This window comes from Streptomyces sp. UC4497, from assembly GCF_054871485.1.
In genome coordinates, this window is the sequence record NZ_JBTYHB010000003.1 from 199,651 (window position 1) to 220,857 (window position 21,207).

General features: G+C 72.2%; 17 protein-coding genes. 9 read left to right on the forward strand and 8 right to left on the reverse strand.

Annotated elements, in window-relative coordinates; translation table 11 throughout:
- Nucleotides 1-265: 265 nt before the first annotated feature.
- Nucleotides 266-1,294, forward strand: a complete 1,029-nt coding sequence (locus tag ACYSUO_RS05905; RefSeq protein ID WP_461774921.1) for a zinc-dependent alcohol dehydrogenase family protein — start codon at nt 266-268, stop codon at nt 1,292-1,294.
- A 29-nt stretch (nt 1,295-1,323) separates the two neighbouring features.
- On the opposite strand, the gene ACYSUO_RS05910 is transcribed toward ACYSUO_RS05905, so the two are convergent.
- From ACYSUO_RS05910 to ACYSUO_RS05920, 3 genes are read right to left on the reverse strand one after another with little or no spacing between them, the layout of a single operon-like run.
- Complete coding sequence (locus ACYSUO_RS05910) at nt 1,324-2,073, reverse strand: hypothetical protein (protein ID WP_461774922.1); 750 nt, start codon at nt 2,071-2,073, stop codon at nt 1,324-1,326.
- A gap of 30 nt (nt 2,074-2,103) precedes the next feature.
- Nucleotides 2,104-3,600 carry a carboxylesterase/lipase family protein gene (locus tag ACYSUO_RS05915; RefSeq protein WP_461774923.1) on the reverse strand — a complete coding sequence of 499 codons (1,497 nt, stop codon included), beginning with the start codon at nt 3,598-3,600 and terminating at the stop codon, nt 2,104-2,106.
- Nucleotides 3,601-3,638: 38 nt separating this feature from the next.
- On the reverse strand, nt 3,639-4,553 hold the full coding sequence (locus tag ACYSUO_RS05920; RefSeq protein ID WP_461774924.1) for an MBL fold metallo-hydrolase: 915 nt from the start codon (nt 4,551-4,553) through the stop codon (nt 3,639-3,641).
- Nucleotides 4,554-4,735: 182 nt separating this feature from the next.
- Here ACYSUO_RS05920 and ACYSUO_RS05925 point away from each other — a divergent pair, with 182 nt between their 5' ends.
- Nucleotides 4,736-7,567 (forward strand): helix-turn-helix transcriptional regulator, encoded by a 2,832-nt coding sequence (locus ACYSUO_RS05925; protein ID WP_461774925.1) that lies wholly within the window; start codon nt 4,736-4,738, stop codon nt 7,565-7,567.
- A gap of 32 nt (nt 7,568-7,599) precedes the next feature.
- Here the strand turns inward: ACYSUO_RS05925 and ACYSUO_RS05930 are convergent, their stop codons facing one another.
- The 4 genes from ACYSUO_RS05930 to ACYSUO_RS05945 all read right to left on the reverse strand — a co-directional run bounded on the left by ACYSUO_RS05930 (nt 7,600) and on the right by ACYSUO_RS05945 (nt 13,734).
- Nucleotides 7,600-10,242 carry a hypothetical protein gene (locus ACYSUO_RS05930; protein WP_461774926.1) on the reverse strand — a complete coding sequence of 881 codons (2,643 nt, stop codon included), beginning with the start codon at nt 10,240-10,242 and terminating at the stop codon, nt 7,600-7,602.
- Nucleotides 10,243-10,386: 144 nt separating this feature from the next.
- Nucleotides 10,387-11,655 carry an MFS transporter gene (locus ACYSUO_RS05935; RefSeq protein WP_461774927.1) on the reverse strand — a complete coding sequence of 423 codons (1,269 nt, stop codon included), beginning with the start codon at nt 11,653-11,655 and terminating at the stop codon, nt 10,387-10,389.
- 85 nt (nt 11,656-11,740) lie between these two features.
- Nucleotides 11,741-12,826 (reverse strand): LLM class flavin-dependent oxidoreductase, encoded by a 1,086-nt coding sequence (locus ACYSUO_RS05940; RefSeq protein WP_461774928.1) that lies wholly within the window; start codon nt 12,824-12,826, stop codon nt 11,741-11,743.
- A 113-nt stretch (nt 12,827-12,939) separates the two neighbouring features.
- Nucleotides 12,940-13,734 (reverse strand): MBL fold metallo-hydrolase, encoded by a 795-nt coding sequence (locus ACYSUO_RS05945; RefSeq protein WP_461774929.1) that lies wholly within the window; start codon nt 13,732-13,734, stop codon nt 12,940-12,942.
- Nucleotides 13,735-13,825: 91 nt separating this feature from the next.
- On the opposite strand from ACYSUO_RS05945, the gene ACYSUO_RS05950 reads away from it, so the two are divergent.
- The 5 genes from ACYSUO_RS05950 to ACYSUO_RS05970 all read left to right on the forward strand — a co-directional run bounded on the left by ACYSUO_RS05950 (nt 13,826) and on the right by ACYSUO_RS05970 (nt 17,826).
- Nucleotides 13,826-14,425, forward strand: coding sequence for a CGNR zinc finger domain-containing protein (locus ACYSUO_RS05950; protein WP_461774930.1), 600 nt, complete (start codon nt 13,826-13,828; stop codon nt 14,423-14,425).
- Between the two features lie 627 nt (nt 14,426-15,052).
- Nucleotides 15,053-15,331: a hypothetical protein gene (locus ACYSUO_RS05955; protein ID WP_461774931.1), complete on the forward strand. Its 279-nt coding sequence runs from the start codon at nt 15,053-15,055 to the stop codon at nt 15,329-15,331.
- Nucleotides 15,332-15,548: 217 nt separating this feature from the next.
- Nucleotides 15,549-16,145, forward strand: coding sequence for a TetR/AcrR family transcriptional regulator (locus ACYSUO_RS05960; protein WP_461774932.1), 597 nt, complete (start codon nt 15,549-15,551; stop codon nt 16,143-16,145).
- 213 nt (nt 16,146-16,358) lie between these two features.
- Nucleotides 16,359-17,093: an NADPH-dependent F420 reductase gene (locus ACYSUO_RS05965; RefSeq protein WP_461774933.1), complete on the forward strand. Its 735-nt coding sequence runs from the start codon at nt 16,359-16,361 to the stop codon at nt 17,091-17,093.
- A 34-nt stretch (nt 17,094-17,127) separates the two neighbouring features.
- Nucleotides 17,128-17,826, forward strand: coding sequence for a nitroreductase (locus ACYSUO_RS05970; protein WP_461774934.1), 699 nt, complete (start codon nt 17,128-17,130; stop codon nt 17,824-17,826).
- Between the two features lie 26 nt (nt 17,827-17,852).
- Here the strand turns inward: ACYSUO_RS05970 and ACYSUO_RS05975 are convergent, their stop codons facing one another.
- Nucleotides 17,853-19,427, reverse strand: a complete 1,575-nt coding sequence (locus ACYSUO_RS05975) for an MFS transporter (protein ID WP_461774935.1) — start codon at nt 19,425-19,427, stop codon at nt 17,853-17,855.
- Between the two features lie 167 nt (nt 19,428-19,594).
- On the opposite strand from ACYSUO_RS05975, the gene ACYSUO_RS05980 reads away from it, so the two are divergent.
- On the forward strand, nt 19,595-20,614 hold the full coding sequence (locus tag ACYSUO_RS05980; RefSeq protein WP_461774936.1) for an Lrp/AsnC family transcriptional regulator: 1,020 nt from the start codon (nt 19,595-19,597) through the stop codon (nt 20,612-20,614).
- Nucleotides 20,611-21,189, forward strand: a complete 579-nt coding sequence (locus ACYSUO_RS05985; RefSeq protein WP_461774937.1) for a VanZ family protein — start codon at nt 20,611-20,613, stop codon at nt 21,187-21,189. The genes ACYSUO_RS05980 and ACYSUO_RS05985 overlap by 4 nt, the downstream gene beginning before the upstream one ends.
- The last annotated feature ends 18 nt before the right edge of the window (nt 21,190-21,207 follow it).

Consider the following 21,207-nt stretch of genomic DNA (forward strand, 5'->3'; position numbering starts at 1 on the left):
CTGCTGGTTCCGAGGATCGCGGGAGCGGGCCGGTACGGCACCCATGGGCGGGCCATGCGGGTGAACACACCACGGCCCCCGATGAGTTGATGCCTCGGGTGCGGGGGAGCGGGAAACACCCGCCGACGCGATGCCCGTTCCGGTCACGTACGGTCGGTGCGGTCGGCACACCGGACCCGGGTTCGAGGCGCCGGCCGACGAAGTCAGGTCGGCATCAACGGGTCGGACGGGCGGCACCGGCTGCCGGGAGAAGGGAGTGCGCGGGATGCGTGCAGTGGTGTTCGAGGAGTTCGGCAAGGACGCGGCGGTACGGCAGGTCGCCGACCCCGCGCCGCCCCGGGACGGAGTCGTGGTGCGGGTCGGGGCGACGGGGCTCTGCCGCAGCGACTGGCACGCCTGGCAGGGCCACGACCCGGACGTCCGCCTCCCGCACATCCCCGGCCACGAACTGGCCGGCACCGTCGAGGCGGTCGGCGCCGACGTCACCGAGTGGCGGACCGGCGACCGCGTCACCGTCCCGTTCATCTGCGCCTGCGGGCGCTGCGCCTCCTGTGTCCGCGGCGACCACCAGGTGTGCGAGCGCCAGGAGCAGCCCGGCTTCACCCACGCCGGATCGTTCGCCGAGTACGTCGCGCTGCACCACGCCGACGTGAACCTCGTCGCCGTCCCCGAGGGCATGACCGACGCCACCGCCGCGAGCCTGGGCTGCCGCTTCGCCACCGCCTTCCGTGCCGTGGCCGACCAGGGGCGCGCGGCCGCGGGGGAGTGGGTGGCGGTGCACGGCTGCGGAGGGGTGGGACTGTCCGCCATCATGATCGCGGCGGCGGCCGGGGCCCGGGTGGTGGCGGTGGACGTCTCTCCCGAGGCCCTCGCCATGGCCTCCGCCTTCGGCGCCACCGTCTGCGTCAACGCGGCAGAGGTCCCGGACACCGCCGCGGCGGTCCGCGACGCCACGCACGGCGGAGCCCACCTCTCCCTCGACGCGCTCGGTTCCCCCACCACCAGCGCCGCGTCCGTCGCGAGCCTGCGCCGCCGCGGACGTCACGTCCAGGTCGGCCTCCTGCCGGGCGGCGCCCACCTCCCGATGGACCGGGTCGTCGCCCTCGAACTCGAACTCCTCGGCAGCCACGGCATGGCGGCGCACGCCTACCCCCGCATGCTGGAGCTGGTCACCGCCGGAACCCTGCGCCCCGACCGCCTCATCACCGCCACGATCTCTCTGGACGAGACCCCGTCCGCGCTCAACGCGATGGGCTCGGCGCCGGGCCGAGGGGTCACGATGATCGCGCCCTGACGCCTGGCGCCCGACGCCCTGACGCCGGGTCAGAGCTCGACCTCGAACTCGAGCTCGTCGTAACGGCGCTCCGCGATCTGCTCCCGGCGTCCTGCGATGAGGGTGAGGTAGCTGTCCCCGTCGGAGACCGCGCTCTCCGGGATGCGGAGGAACAGCACGTCCCCGCGGTCCTCCACCGGGTTCTGCCAGGCGCGGGAGTGGCCGCCGAGCTGGATGTCCTGTGTCCACCGGGCGTCGAGAATCCTGTCGATCTCCTCGATGAGCCGCTTCACGAGACGCGTCCGCTCGGCGTCCCCGGCGGCGTAGTCCACCGCTTCCGCGACGTGGGACCAGTCGGAGAGGTCGGGCGCGGTGGTGCCCGGTACCGCGTAGAGCGGGAACGGCTCCTGGATTCCCGAGTGCTCCGTCTCCTCGACCTCGGCTTCTGGCGGCAGATGGAGGATGGTGCCCTCCCCCGGGTAGTCGCTGATTTCGCCGAAGACCAACAGGCGTCCGTCGGCGGGGAATTCGATGTCGAGCACGCCGGTGGGTATCGCCGCGCAGTCGAGGGTCAGCACGTGCGGCAGACTCTCCGGAGCTTCCATGCCCTGGGGCAGACGGGCGGGCCCCGCGGCTTGCCCGACCGCCCGGGCGCCCTGCTTCCGCTCCTCCGGCAGCATGTCGTAGGAGCAGAGGTGGACGCAGGGGCGCAGGAGTCGGATGAACGCCCAGGTCACCGGCTCGGGTACACCGAGGGCCCAGCCTGCGTCGAGGACTGCCTTGTGCGCGGTCGATTCCATGGGCGCTACGGTGCCATGCGCCACTGACAGTCAGCTCCAGGCCCGACGTTCCCGGCTGTGCGGGTCGTCGGTCTCGGCCCACTCGTCGTCGATCCGCATCGTCGTCCTGCGCTCGTTGTCGTACGGCGCCCAGCCCGGGTTGCCCGTCCTGGCGAAGCGGATCCAGGCCCCGTGGACCCGGTCGGCGAGGTCCGCCGGCGGCTTCGCGGGGCCGAACAGCGCCTCGGGGCCGTGCAGTTGGGGGAGCCCGGCGAGGTCGAAGACGAAGGGTAGCTCCATCGTATGGGTGGCGCCCAGCTGTCCGTCCAGTGCCTCGGAACGCCACGCGAACTCGTAGGCGTACGTCGCCGCTGCGGGGTGCGCCGCGTGCGCTGAGGTCAGGGCCCAACTGCCCGCGCCGAACAGGGCGTCGCCCATGATGGCGGAACGCAGCGCGCCGGGGGATGCCTGGGGGAGTGCCGCCCGGTACGCCTCGACGAGCTCGGCCGGGCGGGGGTGGGAGGAGCTCGCGGCCGCGTCGACGTCGGCGTCGGTGGAGGTGGCGTACCTGCCCACGGGGGCCAGATAAAGGTTGCCCTCTTCGGAGTTGGTGCCGATGAGCAGGTCGACGTCCGTGCCCATTCCGGCGGCGACGGCGTCGGCGGGCTGGGTGTCCAGGACCAGGCTGAAGGGGCTGAGTCCGATCAGCGGGTCGCGGTGTGTCCCGGTCCTGAGGTCGAGGCCCGCGAGTGCGGAGGCGGCGTCGACGAGGCGCTCGTCGGGGATCTCCGCGAAGGCGTCTGGGCGGGGCCCGATGCCGAGCGCGTCGGCGGCGGCCCGGGTGACGCGTGCGGCCTGCTCGGTCGTGAAGGCGCCCAGGCCGCTGCCGCTCTGGACGATCGCCCGGCGGAACAGGCCCGATGCGTCGGGAGTGGCGAGGATGCCGCCGACGATCGTGGCGCCGGCCGACTGGCCGAAGAGTGTCACGTTGTCCGCGTCGCCGCCGAACGCGGCGATGTTCTCGCGCACCCAGCGCAGCGCGGCGACGACGTCGAGCAGACCGCGGTTGGCGGGCGCGCCCGGGATGTCGAGGAAACCGGCAATGCCCAGGCGGTAGTTGAGGGTCACGAGCACCACACCGTCGCGGGCGAAGGCGCTGCCGTCGTACAGCGGCGACCGCGTCGACCCGGCGACGAATCCGCCGCCGTGCACGAACACCATCACGGGCAGGTCGTCGCCGCCCGGGGTCTCGGGCGCCCACACGTTCACGGTGAGGTAGTCCTCGCCGCGGCTCCAGCCGGTGCCGAAGTAGGGGGTCATGTCGATGCTGCCGAGCCTGCGCTCGGACTGTGGCGCGTTCGGCCCGGGCGCGGTCGCGTCGCGCACACCCTGCCAGGCCGCGTGCGGACGCGGCGGCCGGAACCGGTCGGCGCCGGTGGGCGCGGCGGCGTAGGGGATGTTCAGGAACGCGGTACTGCCGTGCTGGCGCAGGCCACGCACCGCGCCCTGGGCGGTGGTGACGACGGCGGGGTCGGGGCGGTGGTTCACAGGAGTGGCCTTTCTACGGGGGTCGTCCCCGGTCGGTGTCAGCGCTGTTCGGAGTACGGGGTGAACGGGGCCCAGCCCTTGATGTCGAAGGTGTTTCCGTGGCGTGTCACCTCGGCCGCGCCATGGCCGCCCAAGTGGGCGGGGATCACCAGGGCGTTGTTGTCGGCTGCCCAGCCCAGGACCCTGCGGCGGGTGGCGACGGCCCCGGCCGGGTCCTCGCAGAAACAGCTGTTGGTGTCCGGGTGGAGGATCTGAACGGGGTTGTGGAGCATGTCGCCGACGAAGACGGCGCGGTCCGAGCCGGATCCGAGCGTCAGCACTGAGGAGCCGGGGGTGTGCCCGGGGGCGAGGTCCAGGCGCAGGTTGGCGTCGATCCGGTGGCTGTTCTCCCACAGGAGCGTCCGGCCGGCGGCGTGCACCGGGGCGACGCTGTCCTCGAACACGTTCTGATTGCCGCGGCCGAGCAGCGGCTCGTGTCCGTTCTCGGGGTTCCAGTAATCGAAGTCGTCCTTCGGCATCAGGTACGTGGCGTTGGGGAACGTGGGCACCCAAGTCCGGTCGTCCAGGTAGGTGTTCCAGCCGACGTGATCGACATGCAGATGCGTGTTGATCACGATGTCGACGTCCTCGGGTTCGACACCGGCGCGGGAGAGATTGGCCAGGAAGTCGGTCCCGAGGTGGCTCCAGACCGGCGAGTAGGGGCGTTCCTTGTGGTTGCCGACGCCGGTGTCGACGAGGATCGTCTTTCCCTCACTGCGCAGCAGCCAGGTCTGGATCGCGGAGTTCACGAGATTGGTTCCGGCGTCCAGGAAATGCGGCGTGAGCCAATCCGGGCCATTCTTCCAGGCGTGCTCGGGGCTTTCCGGGAAGAAGGTTTCAGGGGTCATTTCGACGGAGCCGTAATATTCCCGTACGCGGGTGACCGTGACGTCGCCGAGCTTGATCTGGTCCATGAGAATTCCTGGGTTCATCGGTGGCCTGAGGGACTTGACGGAACCGTACGAAGGGCTGCCGGACCGGCGGTATCCGTCAAGTGACTGCAGTTGGGCGCAGGCGGGCGGGCCGGGGGCCGATTTCGGGCCCACTTCGGCGCTTGTAATCTGGGCGCGGCAACCCCGAAATTCCTGGAGGCTCCGTGGACGATCGCGCAAGGGGAGATCGCACAAGGGGAGCCGGCCCGGCCGACGGACCTGCGACGCGGGAGAAGGAGACGATCGTCGGCCGCAAAGCAGAGCTCGAGCGGCTCTTTCGCATGGTGAATGGCGCGCCGGCGACCGAGCGGGTCCTGGTGCTCCGCGGTGACGCGGGCATGGGAAAGAGCGCGCTCCTCGATTCCGCGATGCGATGGGCCCGGGTGAGCGGAGTCCGCGTGCTGCGTGCCGAGGGCAGCGAGTCGGAGGCGAACCTCGCGTACTCCGGTCTGCATCAACTGCTGCGGCCGATCACGGCAGCCGTGGGCCTGCTGCCCGAGCGGCAGCGCACGGCACTGGCCGGCGCGCTCGGCACGGGCCCCGCTGTCGAGGGTGCGCCGGACCTCATGCTCATCGGCGTCGCCCTGCTGGGCCTCCTGTCGGAGTCGGCCGACCCGCAGCCGCTGATGCTGGTCATCGACGACGCCCAGTGGCTCGACCGGGCCTCCCTGGACGCCCTGGCCTTCGCCGTCAAGCGCCTGGACGCCGAGCCGGTCACCCTGCTCATCGGGGTACGCACCGGCGACCCGCTGCCCGCGCTCGACCGGCACTGGCCGACCTTCACGCTCGCCCCGCTCGACGCCGGCGCCGCGGGACGGCTCCTCGACCAGCAGCCGCAGAGCCCCACCGGACGCGTCCGTGACCAGGTGATCGAGCAGGCGGCCGGCAACCCCCTGGCCCTCGTCGAACTGGCCCGGGCCGCTGCCACTTCACCCGGCAGCACCCCTACCGGACCGCTACCCCTCACCGGCGAACTGGAGCGGATCTTCGCCGCCCGCCTCGCCGAACTCCCCGCCCCCACCGCACAGTTGCTGCTACTCCTGGCGGCCATGGACACGGCCGACGCGGCGGTCCTCGCGACGGCCGGGCTGCCCGGCGCCGAAGACACCACGTGGCGGCCCGCGGAGGAGGCCGGACTGGTCCGCCGCACCGGCCGGACTGTCCACTTCTCCCACCCCCTCATGCGGTCCGCCGTCTACCACTCCGCTTCCCGCGACGCCCGGCGCGCCGCCCACCACGCACTGGCCGACGTGCTCGGCGACGACGCACCGGACCGCCGCGCCTGGCACCGCGCCGCCGCGGCTCCCGGCCCGGACGCGGGCGCCGCGAAGGCACTGGAGCAGACCGCGGACCGGGCCCGCCGACGCGGCGGCCACGCGGCGGCGGCGCAGGCACTTCAGCGGGCCGCCGACCTCGCACCGGACCGCGCCGAAAGCGCCCGACTGCTCGTCGAGGCCGCCGCCGCGGCCGTGTTCACCGGCGACATCACGTGGGTCGACGAGCTGGCCACCGCGGCGCGTGAACGCACCGACGACGCAAGCCTGTTGGCCACCGCAGCCGTGCACTCCGGCCGCCTCGCGGCACTGACCACCGCCCACACCGTGGTCTTCTCCCGCCTGACGCACGCCGCGCGGCAGTGGACGGCCACGGACCCCGACGCGGCCCTCGACCTGCTCGCCGGCGCGGCGGTGGTCCGCTTCTACTCCGGCGAGGACACCCAACAGCAGGCGATCGGGCGCGTATTGGCGCAACTTCCGCAGGACGAGCCGAGCGCATGGCTGCGCGCCTGGGTACGGACGGTGTCGGATCCCGCAGAGGGCCCGGCCGAGGACCGGGCCGAACTCGTCGCTCTGCTCCCGCAGTTGCTCTCCGACGCGGAGCGCACACGCACACCCGAGCGGCTCACCACCCTCGCGATCATGGCCTGGCTCCTGGACGAGACCCCGCTCGCCATCAGCGCCTTCGACACGGCCTTCGACGGGTGGCAGGCCCACGGCCCGCTGCCGCACGGTCTCGGCGGCGCCGCCGCGTGGGCGTATGTGGAGTACGGGCGGTGGGAACAGGCGCGCGAGGCCTGCGCGCAGATCACCGCGAGTGCCTCGGCGCTCGGCCTCGACCACGCCGTGGCGTGCGCGACGGCGGTGGACGCCTGCGTCCTGGCGTTCCAGGGCGAAGCGGCCCGAGCCCGCTCCCGGGCCGCGGAGGCGCTCGCCCTGATCGATCCACTGGAGAGCCGCTCGGTCGCCGTGTACGTCCGCCGCGCCCTCGGTGCCGCTGCCGGAGCGGAAGGCGCGTACGAGACCGCGTACGACCAACTCCGCCTGGCCTTCACGGCGGAGGGGGATCCCGTGCACTACCACGCGTCCTGGCCGGCTCTCGCGGAGCTGGCCGCCGCCGCGGTCCGCTCCGGGCGCCGCGACGAGGCGTCCGAGATCGTGGAGTGCGCCGCACGCCGGCTCGGTGACGGCGCGTCACCCCGGCGGAGGGCGTTGTTCAGCCGGGCCCGCGCGCTGCTCGCGGACCCGGAGGACGCCGAACCGCACTTCCGGGCGGCGCTCGCCGACCCGGCGCTCGAACGCCGGCCCTTCGAACACGCCCAGACCCTCCTCGACCACGCCGAATGGCTGCGTCGCCGCCGACGCATCACTGAGGCGCGACCGCTGCTCACCACGGCCCTCGAGACCTTCCAGCGCCTCGGAGCCCGCCCGTGGGTGGAGCGCGCCCGGGCGGAATCGCGCGCCGCGGGCCTCGACGTCGCCGCCTCCACCACCCCCGACGCACTGGCCGAACTCTCCCCCCAGCAGCGGCAGATCATCGGGCTCGCCGCCCGCGGCCTGACCAACAGGGAGATCGGCGAGAGGCTCTTCCTCTCGCCGCGCACGGTCGGCTCGCATCTCTACCGCAGCTTCCCCAAACTGGGCATCACCGCCCGCTCGCAGCTGCGCGACCTCTTCGAGGGCGCGCAGCTCGTGTCGGCCGTGGGCAAGCGGGACTGACCGGGCGACTCCTTACGCACCTCGCCCGCGGCTCAGCGGCGCCCGCCGCCACCGCTGGTGCCGCCGTCGCCGCCCTGGCCCCCGGGGCGCACGCACCCGGAGCAGTCCCCGGTCGTGTGTCGCAGGTAGCGATGCTGGTTCGCCAGGTCGACCACCCTGGTCATGGTGGGTTCCTCGGTGGGAAAACCCACGCCGAACCGCTGGTAGAAGACGAGCAGACTGCCGTCGACGCGCTCCACCGCGGCACGGGCCCCGTCGTACGCCGCAGAGGTCAGCCGGCGGAGGTCGATGCGCACCAGCCGCTCGCCGTCGGGCGGAGGGGGAGGCGCGGGACTCTCGCCGTCGGGCGGAGGCGGTGGCGCGGGCCTGTCGATCCGCTCGCCCCACCGGTAGAAGATCCGCTTCACCGGGCCGTCCTCCACCAGCCCGCCGAGGTACTCCTTGAGGATCTGCACGACCCCGTTGTCGCCGAGGTCGGGGATGTCGAAGGTGCGGGTGAGGGCCAGGGAGGTGAGTTCGGCGAAACGGTCGGTCCGCTGTTCGCGCTCCGCGGCGCGCTGTTGGCCCTCGTCGAGCTGGGCGAGCTCTTCGTCGAGGCCGTCGGTCTCCGGCGGCACGGCAGGTTGCGGTGCGGCCGGATCGTCGACGTCGAGGGAGGCGGCCTGGTAGCGGCCGACCTGACGCGCGAGCTGCCGGGCCTCCGGGCTCACGGGCTCCCCGGGCGGCGAGGGCGCCGCCCGGTACACGGCCAGCACCACGGAGCGCAGGCGCGCCGCCGAGCGTGGATGCACCGTCACCTGCCGATGGATCTCGCGGTACGCGGCCTCGGCGCCCGCCGCGTCCTGGCGGCGCTGAGTCTCCAGCGCGTACCTCTTGGCCACCGGCCGCTTCCACGTCCCCTCGGAGACCGGGGCCAGCACGACGGCGAACAGCAGCACGACCATGAGGCCGAGACTGAGCCCGCTGAGGGCACGCCGCCCGAAGTTGACCGCGGCGCCCAACGGCAGCCGTGACTCGCGGAAGCGGGCCGGGCGCAACCGCTCCTGCAAGCGCGCGACGCGCTCCGGCCACCGCAACACCGCGTAAGTGCCGCAGGCCAGCACGGTGTACGCCACGAGCCAGTACTGCCAGGGCACCTCGGTCAGCCCTTGCAGCGATCCCAACACGCCCCGTACAGCGGCAACTTGCTTCGGGCTGAACGCCAACACATTGCCCAGCCACACCACGAACACGGCGAGGACCAGGCCCAGTTGCAGTGACACCACGACGTCGGCCGCCGCCTGCACCGTCGGCCGTGGCGAGTCCTTCAACCGGCGCCAGCCGCGTCGGCAGAGCCAGATCGCGATCGGGAAGAACAGCCCGGCGGCCGGCAGCACGGTCAGTATGTCGCCGTCGACCAGCTGCTCGACGGCCAGGAACACCAGCGCCACACCGGGAAGATGCGGGAGATGCCTCACGACGGCGCGTTCGGACCGGCCGCACCGCTTGATGGCGAGCACCAGCGCCCAGGCGCCGAAGAAGACCAGCACGAGCAGCGGGACAAGCCGGGACGGGAACGACCAGAACAGGGTGGCCAGCAGCGCGACCGGCGCGCCGAGGGCGACCAGGGCGAGGACGAGGGCGGCGACGTACCGGCGGTGCCGGAACCAACGGATCAGCGGTTCGACGACGAACTCGCCCACGGTTCGCGGCAGGATCGAGACGAACGCCGCGAGCCCCAGCCCGAAGACGGCCCCGAAGAACCCGCCGAAGACCGCCGCGAGGACGGTCAGCAGGACAGGGCCGACCCCGTCCACCCCCTGCCGGGAGCCGAGCCGCCAGGCGGCCCAGGCGCCCACGCCGATGGTGACGTACCAGCTCAACTGATCCGCTACGTCACTGGGTTCCTCGGTGTCACCGGTCGGAGCGGGTGCGGGTGCGGGTGCGGGCGCCGTTGGCCGGGCGGTGCGTTGACGGTGGGCGATGGCGAGGAGGACCTCGAGGTGGGGGACCCGGTACTGCGGAATCACGTAGTGGGTCGGGAAGTCGGGGCCGCGCGAGGACACCGCCAGCACACCCTCGTCCGTGGCGGTGATCGACACGACGTCCTGCCAGGTCGTGAAGTCGTCCCGCCCGCGCCTGCGCCGCACGGTCAGCCCGTCCCGGCTCACGACGAGCACTCCGAAGGGGACTTCGGCGCCGTCCAGGACCGCCGCGGTGGTCGGCGCCAGGACCGCGTTCCCGACGGCCTGCTGGATCGCAGGGCCCCACTCGTCCTCGTCCGGGAGCTGGAGGCCCTTGATGAACGTGCGGGTGCGCAGGCCGCGGATACGGGTCGCGTTGAGGAGGGGGCCGCGTCCGGCCGGCCCGAAGGTGATGACCGTCCCCTCAGGGTTGGCGAGCTTGTAGCGTCCCCTGCCGTCCGTGAAGAGCATCGTCGACGACCAGGGGTAGACGGCATCCCGGCCGTTGGAGGCGACGGCCATCACCCCGCGCTCGTACAGACGCAGCTCCGCGCGCGCGTGCCGCCAGTGCCACAGCCCCCTGACGGCAGCCGGCACCAACAGGGCCAGAACGCCCAGGACTTGGGCCACCGTGGCATCGTCCCAGCTGAGGATCGCGCCGACGAGAATCGTCAGGAGGAAGGTCAGGGCAGCGAACGGGATGAGCCGCAGCAGGAGGAACAGATGCGTCAAGGGCCCTCGGTGCGGCGGCTGGTAGGTGCGGCGATGGCTCCCCAGGACAGGGTGCTCCGCCTCGGCCTCTGCACTCCTGAGCTCATCCACCCCGGAGAGTGTTCCGTACAACAGGGTGTCTGGGAAACCTAGTTGGGGTTCGCCCTATGGCCTGGCCTTGTGCCGGGCCGCGACGACGACCGTGGGCGCGGCTACGAAGGCGAGGGCGCCGCACAGGGCCGCGAGGATCGGATAGCTGGTGACGGCTACGACGATGCCGGAGGTCAGGCCGGCGGCAGCGCCCGCGACGGCGATGGCCACGTCGACCAGTCCCTGGACCTTGGCGCGGGTGGCCAGGTGTGTGTTGTCGGTGACGATGGCGGTGCCGGTGACCAGGCCGAAGTTCCAGCCGACGCCGAGCAGGACGAGAGCGAGGGTGATCAGAGGGAAGGAGTGGCCGGGCGCGAGACCGGCGACCACTCCCGCGGCGAGTAGGGTGCCGGCCGTCACGACGCTCATCGCGGTGGTGCCGAAGCGGTCGACGAGGCGGCCGGTCAGCGGCGACGGCAAGTACATGGACCCGGTGTGCAGGGCGATGACCAGGCCGGACGCGGCGGTGCCGAAGCCGTGGGCGTGCATGTGGATGGGCGTCATGGTCATCACGGCGACCATGACGAGCTGGCTGAGGACGAGGACCACGACGCCGACCGGCAGGCCGGGGCCGGACCGGGAGGGGGAGCCCGCGGGGGCGCCCTCGTCGGAGTCTGCGGGCAGGATACGGGCGAGCGTGAGCGGGTCCGGTCGCAGCCAGATCAGGAGGGTGAGGGCGGCCAGTGTGAACGCGACCGTGGAGAGCAGGAACAGGCCGGTCAGCTCGGGCAGGTGGAGGGCGGTCGCGAGGTGCCCGGTGGGGGTGGCGAGCAGGGGCCCCGCGATGCCGCCGACGGTGGTGGCGACGATGACGGTGGAAGTGGCGCGGGCGCGCTGATGGGCCGCGGCGAGGTCGGCTCCCGCGTACCGGGCCTGGAGGTTGGACGTGGTGCCGGCGCCGTACAGGAACAGCGAGACGAACAGCAGCGCGGGGCTGCCGAGCGTGGCCGCGACGACGACTCCTGCTCCGCCGAGGGCGCCGGTGAGATATCCGGCGGCAAGGCCGGGGCGGCGGCCCCGGCGCTGGGAGACGCGTCCGATGACGACGGCGGCGACGGCGGAGCCGGCGGTGAGCAGGGCGATGGGCAGGCCCGACAGTGACGTGTTGTGCAGCATCTCCTTGGCCAGCAGTCCGGCCACGGTGACGCCGGCGGCGAGGCCGGCACCGCTGAGGATCTGGGAGACGAGCAGCACGGTGAGGGTGCGCTTTTGCACCGCGGCTATGGAGGAGGCGGGTGCGGCGGTGGGCGGGGTGCGGATGGGGGTGGAGTGCGGGTGGGTCATGTGGTCCGTGCTTTCGGTGTGCCGGGGTGGCGAACGTCGGTGGGCCGAGGCGGGTTGAGGAGGGTTGAGGCCTGCCCGTTCCGCGTCAGCTCGGGTTGTCCGGCATGTCGTAGGCGTCGGCGATAAGTTCGGTGGAACGCAGCCGGTCCTGGACCGAGTGGCCGACGCTGCCGATCATGAGTTCGTCGGCGCCGGAGTCCCGCTGGACCTGGTCGAGGTGGGCGGTGACCTGGTCGGGGGTGCCGTGCGGGACGTGGGTCAGCCAGCTGTCGACGGCCTGGCGTTCCTGGGCGTCGTAGGTGTAGGCGTCGACTTCCTCGGGGGAGGGCAGCAGGTACGACTTGCGCTGGAACATGCGGAGCATGGCGTGCGCGAGGGTGCCGGCCTGGCGGCGGGCGTCCCGTGTGTCGTGGGAAGCGGCGACCGTGAAGCTGACGAGCGCGTACGGCTCGGACAGTGTCCTGGACGGGGTGAACTGCTCGCGGTACAGGCGCAGGGCGGGCACGACGTCGCGCGGGTTGAAGTGCGCGGCGAAGGCGAACGGCAGGCCGAGCCGGGCGGCGAGCTGCGCCGAGTAGCCGGACGAGCCGAGCAGCCACACCGGCAGGCGGCCGGTGGGCGGGGTGAGGCCGTTGTGGCGGTCCTGGGCGGGGCCGGGCACGGCGTAGACGCGGTCGGCGTAGGGGTGCTCGGTGGGGAAGTCGTCACCGAGGAAGTGCAGGAGTTCGGCGACCTGTTGGGGGAAGTCATCGGCGCCGCTCGCGCCGCGCCGCAGGGCGGCGGCCGTGGCCTGGTCGGTGCCGGGGGCGCGGCCCAGGCCCAGGTCGATGCGGCCGGGGGCGAGGGCGTCGAGCATGCCGAACTGTTCGGCGACGACCAGCGGCGGATGGTTGGGCAGCATGATCCCGCCCGCGCCGAGCCGCAGCCTGCTGGTCTCCGCGGTGAGCCGGGCCAGCAGGACGGGCGGGCTGGAGGTGGAGACACCGGGCATGGCGTGGTGCTCGTTCATCCAGTAGCGGGTGAAGCCGCGCCGGTCGGCGAGCCGGGCGAGTTCGATGCTGCCGGCCAGTGCTTCAGCGGCGCTCTGGCCGGTGCCGGTCATGGCGGAGTCCAGTACGGACAGGGCGGCGGGGGCGGAGCCGTGGCGGGTGCCGCGGATCGGGTCGGTCATGGTGGTGCGGTCCTTCGTTGTGGATGGGTGCGGGGCGGCGCCGGGCGCGGGCCGACAGTCGCGGCAGGTCTCTGTCGGCCGGCGCCCGGCATGCGCGCCCTATGTGTGTGGGGTCAGCCGCGGACGCCGAAGTCGACGCGGTCGGCGAGGCCGGCGGTGGCGAAGGTGGCGGCGAGGTGGTCGCGGCCCTCGGTGAAGTGGGCCCAGCTGTCGTAGTGCACGGGGACCACGCGGCCGGCGTCGAGGATCTGCGCGGCCTCCGCGGCCTGGGCGCTGTCCAGGACGATCAGTGCGCCGTCGAAGACCTCGGTGAAGCGGGGCGCTCCGGCGAAGAGGAGGGCCGTGTCGACGGGGGCGAAGCGCGCGGCGATCTCCTTGACTGCGTCGAGGGAGGCGTTGTCGCCGCTGACGTAGATGGTGGGCAGGTCCTCGCCGGTCAGGACGAATCCGACGACCTCGCCGGTGATCGGCTCGACCTCTTCGCGCGTGCCGGGGCCGTGGATGGCGGGCACGCCGGTCACGGTGACCGTGCCGGGCCCGCCGTCCCGGCGCTCGAGCTCGACCGACTGCCAGTCGGCGAGACCGGTGGCCGCCTCCCCGAGACGCTCCCCGCCGCCGGGGGTGGTGAGCGTCAGCGGGACGTCGGCGAGCAGGGCGCGGCCGGAGACGTCGAGGTTGTCGGCGTGCTCGTCGTGCGAGAGCAGGACCACGTCGATGGGGCCGAGGTCGGACGGGCTGCCGTTGGCCGGTGCCGTCTTGGTCAGTACGGCGCCGGGTGCCGGCTGGTCGCCGGGTCCGTCGAAGGTCGGGTCGGTCAGAAAGCGCAGGCCGCCGTACTCGAAGAGGGCGGTCGGGCCGCCGAAGACGCGGACGGGGAACGGCGTGGTCGGCTGGGCAGGGGTAGACACGAAAAAAGTTCCTCACGGATAGATTGCCTGTTAACCGTGATGAGACTGTACGTATGTCTCACGGATGAAAGCAAGCCGTACCATGAGGAGCATGGAAGAGTTCGTGATGGAAGACGACGCCCTGCCGCCGGCGCCGGGCGAGGCGGAGCACGCCGCGCTTGCCCTGGCCAACAGCGCCGTCGCGCTGCCCGGCGGGCACACGGCCGATCTCCTGGGCACCCCGGCGCGGGCCGAGCAGTGGCTGATGCAGCGCGACCTCGCCCCGGCCGACACCGGAATGGCCGAGACATGTGCGACGCAGCTGCGCTCGCTGCGCGAACAGATCAGGTCTCTCCTGGCATCGCGCGTCGCCGGGCACCCCGCCCTGCCCGCGGCCGTCGCGGCGATCAACGACGCGATGACCCGCGTCCCCACCGCGTCCCTGCTGGTGTGGGACGAGAAGACCGGGCCCCACCGGGCCGCGCCCCACCCCACCACCGCGATCGTCGAGCACGCCCTCGCGGTCATCGCCGCGGACGCCGCCGATCTGCTCACTTCCCCCGACGCGGACCGTCTGACCGCCTGCGCCTCGCCGCCCTGCAACCGCTTCGTGCTCAAGCACGGCCGCCGCCAGTGGTGCTCCACCCGCTGCGGCGACCGTGCCCGCGCCGCCCGTGCGTACGCGCGCCGCAGCCACGCACCGGCGGAGTAGGCCCGGGTGCACCGTCTTGTTCCTGAAGGGCCGCCCACTGTGCCTGACGGCGCTCGCGTGTCTCAGGTGCCGGCGGCTTCGCCTTGAGGGAGTGGAGCCGGGGCCGCAGGGGCGATCGGAGTCCCGACGGAAGGTTCGGCAGGTTCGGCCGGTGGCAGGAGGCGGTCCTCCCACCAGGACAGACCCATGACGGTGGCGAGCAGGACGAAGGGGGCCACGGCTGGAACGATCAGCGTGTACATGAGTACCGCCTGGTCGGATTCGTGCGATGCGGCGGGCAGCGGAACGGTGCCCGCATGGAGCGCATCGAGGCCGTGCCGGGATCACCCGGTGAGCGCGGGCGCCGGAGTGGCCGCGCTCGTGACGCGGCGGGTTCCGGCAGCGATGCGCTTGGTGCGTCCCCAGGGTTGGGAGCGCGAGGGCTGTTCGGTGCTGCCGGGGGCCGGGGCGGCACGGCGTACGCTAGCCCGCCCCACATTCCCTGACCAGGTGTCAAGTGGCCATCTACGCCGCAGGGATGCGCGGTGGCGGCAGGCCGTATCCGCAACTCGCGGGCAGGGCTAGGCTGTTGGGCGAGGCCCCGGTCCCCGGCAGCGATGACCCGATCCCACTCCCGGGAGGCCCGCTGTGTTGATCCTGCTCCTCGTCCTCCTCGCGGTCCTGTTCGGGCTCGGCTTCCTCAACGCGCTGTGGTGGGTGGCCGCGGCCGCACTGATCTTCGCGTTCTTCCACTACGGCCTTGTTGGTGAGGGGAGTTGGGGGCGTCGGGGGGATTCCCGGTACGAAGGCTACGGCGAGTACCGGGACCGCCGGGACCGTCAGGATCGCTGGGAGCGCCGATATCGGCGCCAGCGCCGAGGGCGCACGCTGCGACGGGAGCGACGGGAGCACGAACGCCGCAGGTGATCCGAGAGGTGTCTGCCGGGACACACCTGATGACGTCAGCGTCAGCCGGGACGGACGCCAGGGGCTGACGCCGCCCCCGTGCTCGCCCGGGCCTGAGCCCGTCGGGAACTTCGCGCCAGCTTGACCGGATGCTGCCTCCGTTTTACTCTCGAATGAGAGCGGAGGCAGTATCCGTTTTTTGGCGTAGTGGAACCGTCGGCAGGGATCGGGAGAGCGTATGAGCACCAGTGGACAACAGGCGCGCAAACCCCGCGCCGATGTCCAGCGCAATCGCGCTGCTCTCCTGGAAGCGGCGCAACGACACTTCTTGCGGCACGGCGTCGGCACCTCCCTGGAGGCCGTGGCCAAGGAGGCGGGCGTGGGGCCCGCCACCTTGTACCGGCACTTCCCCACCCGGGAGGCGCTGCTGGCCGCCGTGCTGCAGACGCGCTCCGAAGAGCTGGTGACTCGCCAGGCGGACATCGCGAAGCTCGGTGACCCGGTCGAGGCGCTGGAGCAGTGGCTGCGGGCTCTGGAGGAGTACTTCAGTGCCTTCAGCGGGCTGCCGGAGCCGCTCATGGCCGCGGCCCGGGCGCACGAGCCCGACAACCCGCTCACGCTTCCCTGCGACACCCTCATCTCGGCCACCGGCGAGTACCTGCGCAACGCCCAACTCGCCGGGCGGGTACGGGAGTCGGTGCAGGGATACGACCTGTTCCTTGCGGCCGTCTCGGTCGCCTGGATCCAGGGCACCGGCACCACCGACGAAGCGTCGCTGGACCGGCTGCGTGCGCTCATCGCCAGCGGCTACCGCGAGCGGGACGACCAGGCGTAAGCCCCCGACACCCTCCGACACACCCTTCCGGAATCCTTCAGGCCTCCTTCTGCCGGGCCGCCCGACGACACCTTCATGACAACCGACGGCTACGGCCTGCGGTCATCTCGGCGTGCCCCCGGCCAGAAGCCCCCAAGCTTCGTCGCACCTTCCAACCTTCCAGCCTTCCCAACTTCGAGCCTTCGGGCCGTCGAATCTTCGAGAGGACAAATCGTGAAAATCACTGTTATCGGAGCCGGTGCCATCGGCGGAAATCTCGCCCGCAAGCTCAGCACGGCCGGCCATGACGTCCAGGTCGCGGTCGCCCGAGGCCCCGAAGCCGTCGACGGCCACGTGCTGGAGACCGGGGCCCGCGCGGTGGCGCTCGACAGCGCCGTCCAGGACAGGGACGCCATCATCCTGGCCATCCCCTTCGGCAAGGCCCCGGAACTGGCCGAGCTGTTCACCACCGTGCCCGCCGAGACGGTGGTCATCGACGCCTCCAACTACTACCCGCACCTCAGCGGACGGATCGAGGAGGTGGAGAACGGCGAGATCGAGAGCGTGTGGATCGCCAAGCAGCTGGGGCGGCCCGTGGCCAAGGCATGGAACGCCGCCCTCGCCGAGACCCAGCGGACCAAGGGCGTCCCGGCCGGAACCCCGGGCCGCATCGCCCTCCCGGTCGCCGCGGACTCCGACGAGGACCGGCGGGTGGCCATGCGCCTCGTGGACGACACCGGCTTCGACCCCTTCGACGCGGGCCCGCTGGCCGACTCCTGGCGCCAGCAGCCGATGGGCCCCGCCTACTGCACCGAGTTGACCCTCGATCAGCTGCCGGCGGCGCTGGCCGCGGCCGACCGCGCCAAGGACACCCAGGTGCGCGACAGCGCGATGGAACGCTTCGCCGCCCTGCCGGCCGACCCCACCGTGGACGACGTCGTCGAGATGAACCGCGCCGCCCACCGCTGACGCCCGAACCCAACTCCCCCTGAAGGGAACCGCGTTGACCACCGCCACCCCGTACTTCAGTGACCTCATACGCGCCAGGCACTCCTCCCGGCAGTTCCTGCCCACCCCGCTGCCCGCCGAAGACATCCGTGCCGTCCTGGAAGACGCCCAGTCGGCCCCCTCGAACAGCAACACCCAGCCGTGGCACGTCCACATCGTCTCCGGCGCGGCACGCGACGCCCTGAGCAAGGAACTCCTCGCGGCGTACGAAGAGGACCGGACCTCCCTCGACTTCACCTCGGGCTACGGCGAAGGCATCTACCAGGAGCGCTCGCACCAGCACGCGGCCACCGTCTACGGCGCCCGCGGCGTGGCGCGCTCCGACCTCGAAGGCCGGAAGGAGGTCATCCGCGAGAACCTGCGGTTCTACGGAGCACCCCATGTGGCCCTGCTCTTCATGCCGCAGCTCGGCGACGGTGTGCGCACCGCCGGTGACATGGGCATGTACGCGCAGAACTTCCTGCTCTCGCTGACAGCGCGGGGCTACCACGGCATCCCCCAGGCCGTCCTCGGCGTCTACGCCGACACGGTTCGCCAGTCCCTTGGTGTCACCGAGGACCTCAAGCTGCTGTTCGGCGTCTCCTTCGGCATCGGCGACCGGACCTCACCGATGCATGGCATCGATGTGGGCCGCATCCCGCTGCAGCAGAGCGTGTCCGTGCACGACACCCCCGGCGTCCTCGACGGGCAGTAGGCAACCGCCCGTCAAGGTCATCAGGATCATCGGGACGAGGCCGGGGCCGGGGCGGCGACCGGGGTGTCGTCCCGGGGTGCCGGTGCTGCCGTCCGCTTCGGCGGTCGTACGAGAGCCAGGACGATCAGTCCGCCGAGGGCTGCCGCGCAGGCGGCGAGCAGGAAGACCGTGTCGAGGCCGGTGGCGAAGGCCTGATGCACCATGTGCTGTGCCTCCGCGCTGTGGGCGGCGGGCACGGCCCGCACCAGATGCTGCGCCTGTCCCGCGGCGAGGGCGGAGGCCGCCCGGTCGGGGTCGGGGACGGCGCCGGACGCGGTGAGTGCGTCGGCCGTACGGCTGGTGAAGACCGCGCCGAGGACGGCGATGGCCAGGGTCATGCCCAATTGCCGGAAGGTGTTGACGGCCCCTCCGGCCATGCCTGCCTGCCGCGGCGGCACGGCGGACGTGGCGGCCGAGACCAGCACCGGGGTGGCCAGACCCACGCCGATCCCGGTGACCACGAGACCCCAGACGAGGGAGGTGGCCTCCGCGTCGGCCGTCATCCCCGCGCGCAGCAGCAGCATGCCGGCGGCGATGGACAGGAGCCCGAGGCCGATCGGCAGACGTGGGGCGAGCCGCTGGATGTGGCGGCCTGCGCCGGCGGCGACGAGGAACGCCGCCCCGGCCAGCGGGGTCAGGGCGAGGCCCGCCGCGACCGGGCTCAGGTCCAGCACGGACTGGAGCCATACGGAGAGCAGCACCAGGCAGCCGAAAGCGCCGCCCTGCAGCAGCAGCGCACCACTCATCAGGCCCGCGAACGACGGGCGTCGCAGCAGGGCCAGGTCGAGCATCGGGGCACCGCCGCGCCGTGCCGTGCGGTGCTCGATCAGTACGAACGCGGCCAGGGCCAGGACGCTGACGGCGAAGGTCGCCAGGATCTCGGCCGAGGCCCAGCCCGCCTCAGGACCACGGATGAGCCCGTACGTGAGCGTGGTGGCGGCGACGGTGAAGGCCGTTGCGCCGGGGACGTCGATGCGGACCGGCGCGCCGGTGCCGGACGGCTTGCCCGGCTGGTCGGCGCGGACCACCCGCAACGTCATGGCGATGGCGACCGCCGCGATGGGCAGGTTGACCCAGAAGATCGCCTGCCAGCTGAACTGCTCGGTGAGCAGACCGCCGAGAAGCGGCCCCGCGGCGGCGGCCGCGCCGTTCGCGGCGCCCCAGATGCCGAACGCCGTGCCGCGGTCCCTGCCCTGGTATGAGGAGATCAGCAGGGCGGGGGTCGTCGCGAACATGGCGGCGCCTCCGACGCCCTGCACCACGCGGGCCGCGATCAATACGCCGGCGTCGGGAGTGAGTCCGCACACGAGCGAGGCCAGGCCGAAGAGCCCCAGGCCGTAGACGTAGAACCGCCGGTGCCCGAAGCGGTCCGCCAGGGAACCGGATGCCAGGAGCAGGGCGGCGAGGGCCAGGGCGTATCCGTCGATCACCCATTGCAATGAGGTGAAGGAGGCGTCGAGGTCGTCGGCCATGCTCGGCAGGGCGACGTTCACGATGGTCACGTCCACCAGCAGGATGAAGGCGCCGAGGCAGACGGCCACCAAGGGCCACCACTTGCGCATGTCGTTTCTCCATTCGGATCGTGCGTTGCTTTCGGAGGGGGAGAGCCGGCCGGTGAACGCGTGCACGTCCCCGGCTGCCTCCCTCCCTCCGGCCGATCCTGGAACCCCTTCGGTCAATTCAATGAGCCAAAGACGCCACGATGCTCGGATCCGACACAATGGAATCCATGAAGACGTATCTCGACACCTTCGGCGATGCCGACCGTGAACTGTCGGTCGAGGAGATGGCGCTCGCGCACGCCCTTCAGATCAACGGACGGGCCTCGTTCAAGGAGATCGGCGAGGCCCTGGGGGTGTCCGACCAGACCGCGGCGCGCCGCTGGTCCCGGCTGCGGTCCGCCGGGAAGCTCAGGGTCCTGGGCCTGACCGATCCGATGCGACTCGGCGACTCCTCGTGGGTCGTACGCATCCGGTGCACACCTGACGCGGCCGCCTCCATCGGGGAGGCATTGGCGCGGCGCCCGGACACGACGTGGGTCAGCCTCAGCTCCGGCGGCACCGAACTCGTCTGCTCGGTGCGGACCCGGGGGCCGGGCCTTCGGGAGCCGTTGCTTCTGCAGAAACTGCCGCGCACACCGCAGGTGATGGACGTATCGGCGCACTGCCTGCTGCACGTCTTCTTCGGCAAGGACCTCAGCTCGATCAACAAGATCGGGCCACTGACACCCGCGCAGGTCGCGGCCCTCACGCCGCCGTCCGTGCCGAAGCGCGCCACGGACGCGGCCCCCGCGGTGACGCTGGACGACGGCGACCGCCAGCTGCTCGACCTGCTGGCCCGGGACGGCAGGGCGGCGCCGGGGGAGCTGGCCGCCGCGACGGGCCTGTCGCAGTCGACGGTGCGCCGCCGGATCGCCGAGCTCAGGGCGGCCGGAGTCCTCTACTTCGACGTCGAGTACCGCCTGGACGTCCTCCAGCGGAACTTCCGGGCGGCACTGTGGCTGGAGATCGACCCGGCCCGCCTCGCCGAGGCAGGCGAGGCGCTGGCCACCCACCCCGAAGTGCCCTTCGCCGCCGCGGTGACGGGGACGGCCAACCTGTACGCCAGCGTGGACGCCACGAGCGCACAACACTTCTACCGCTACCTGACCGGCCCGGTGGCCACCTTGCCCGGCCTCCGCCACACAACGACGGCCCCCGTCCACCGCACCTTCAAGGGCCCGGGCCCCTACCTCCCGGCCGCGGGGTGAGCTTCGCCGTGTGGGAGATCGTCCTCCACCTGACCCCGCTGACCGTGGCGGGGTTCCTGCTGTTGTGCGCCGCTCTGCCCTGGGCGGCGACAGCGCTGCAGGCCCGTGCCCGGGAGGTCGTCCCGGTGTTGTCCCGCGCTCTGTTGGTGCTCTGCCTCCTGGCCGTTCTGGCGGCGACCCTGATCCCCGACCAGTCGCTGGGCAGTGGCGGGCAGCGCTACGTCGCCTGGCTGCCGGGTGAGGGGCTGTGGGGTGGCCGCATGGGCACGCTCGGGATGGGCGACATGGAACGCGAGATGATCCTGCGGCTGCAGTTGGCGAACGCGTTGATGTTCGTCCCGCTCGGCCTCCTCCTCGTCCTCGCGAGCCGTCAACCGCGCCTGGGGCGTGCGGCCTTGGCCTGTCTGGTCCTGAGCCTTCTCATCGAGGCGGCGCAGTACGCGATGAACGCCGGCCGCACCGTCGACATCGACGACGTGCTCTTCAACACGCTCGGCGGCGGGCTAGGAGGCCTCCTCGCCTATCTGCCGCACCGGACACTGAGGCCCGCGTCGCAGCCGCGGCACGCCCAATGACCGTACAGAGGAGGCCTG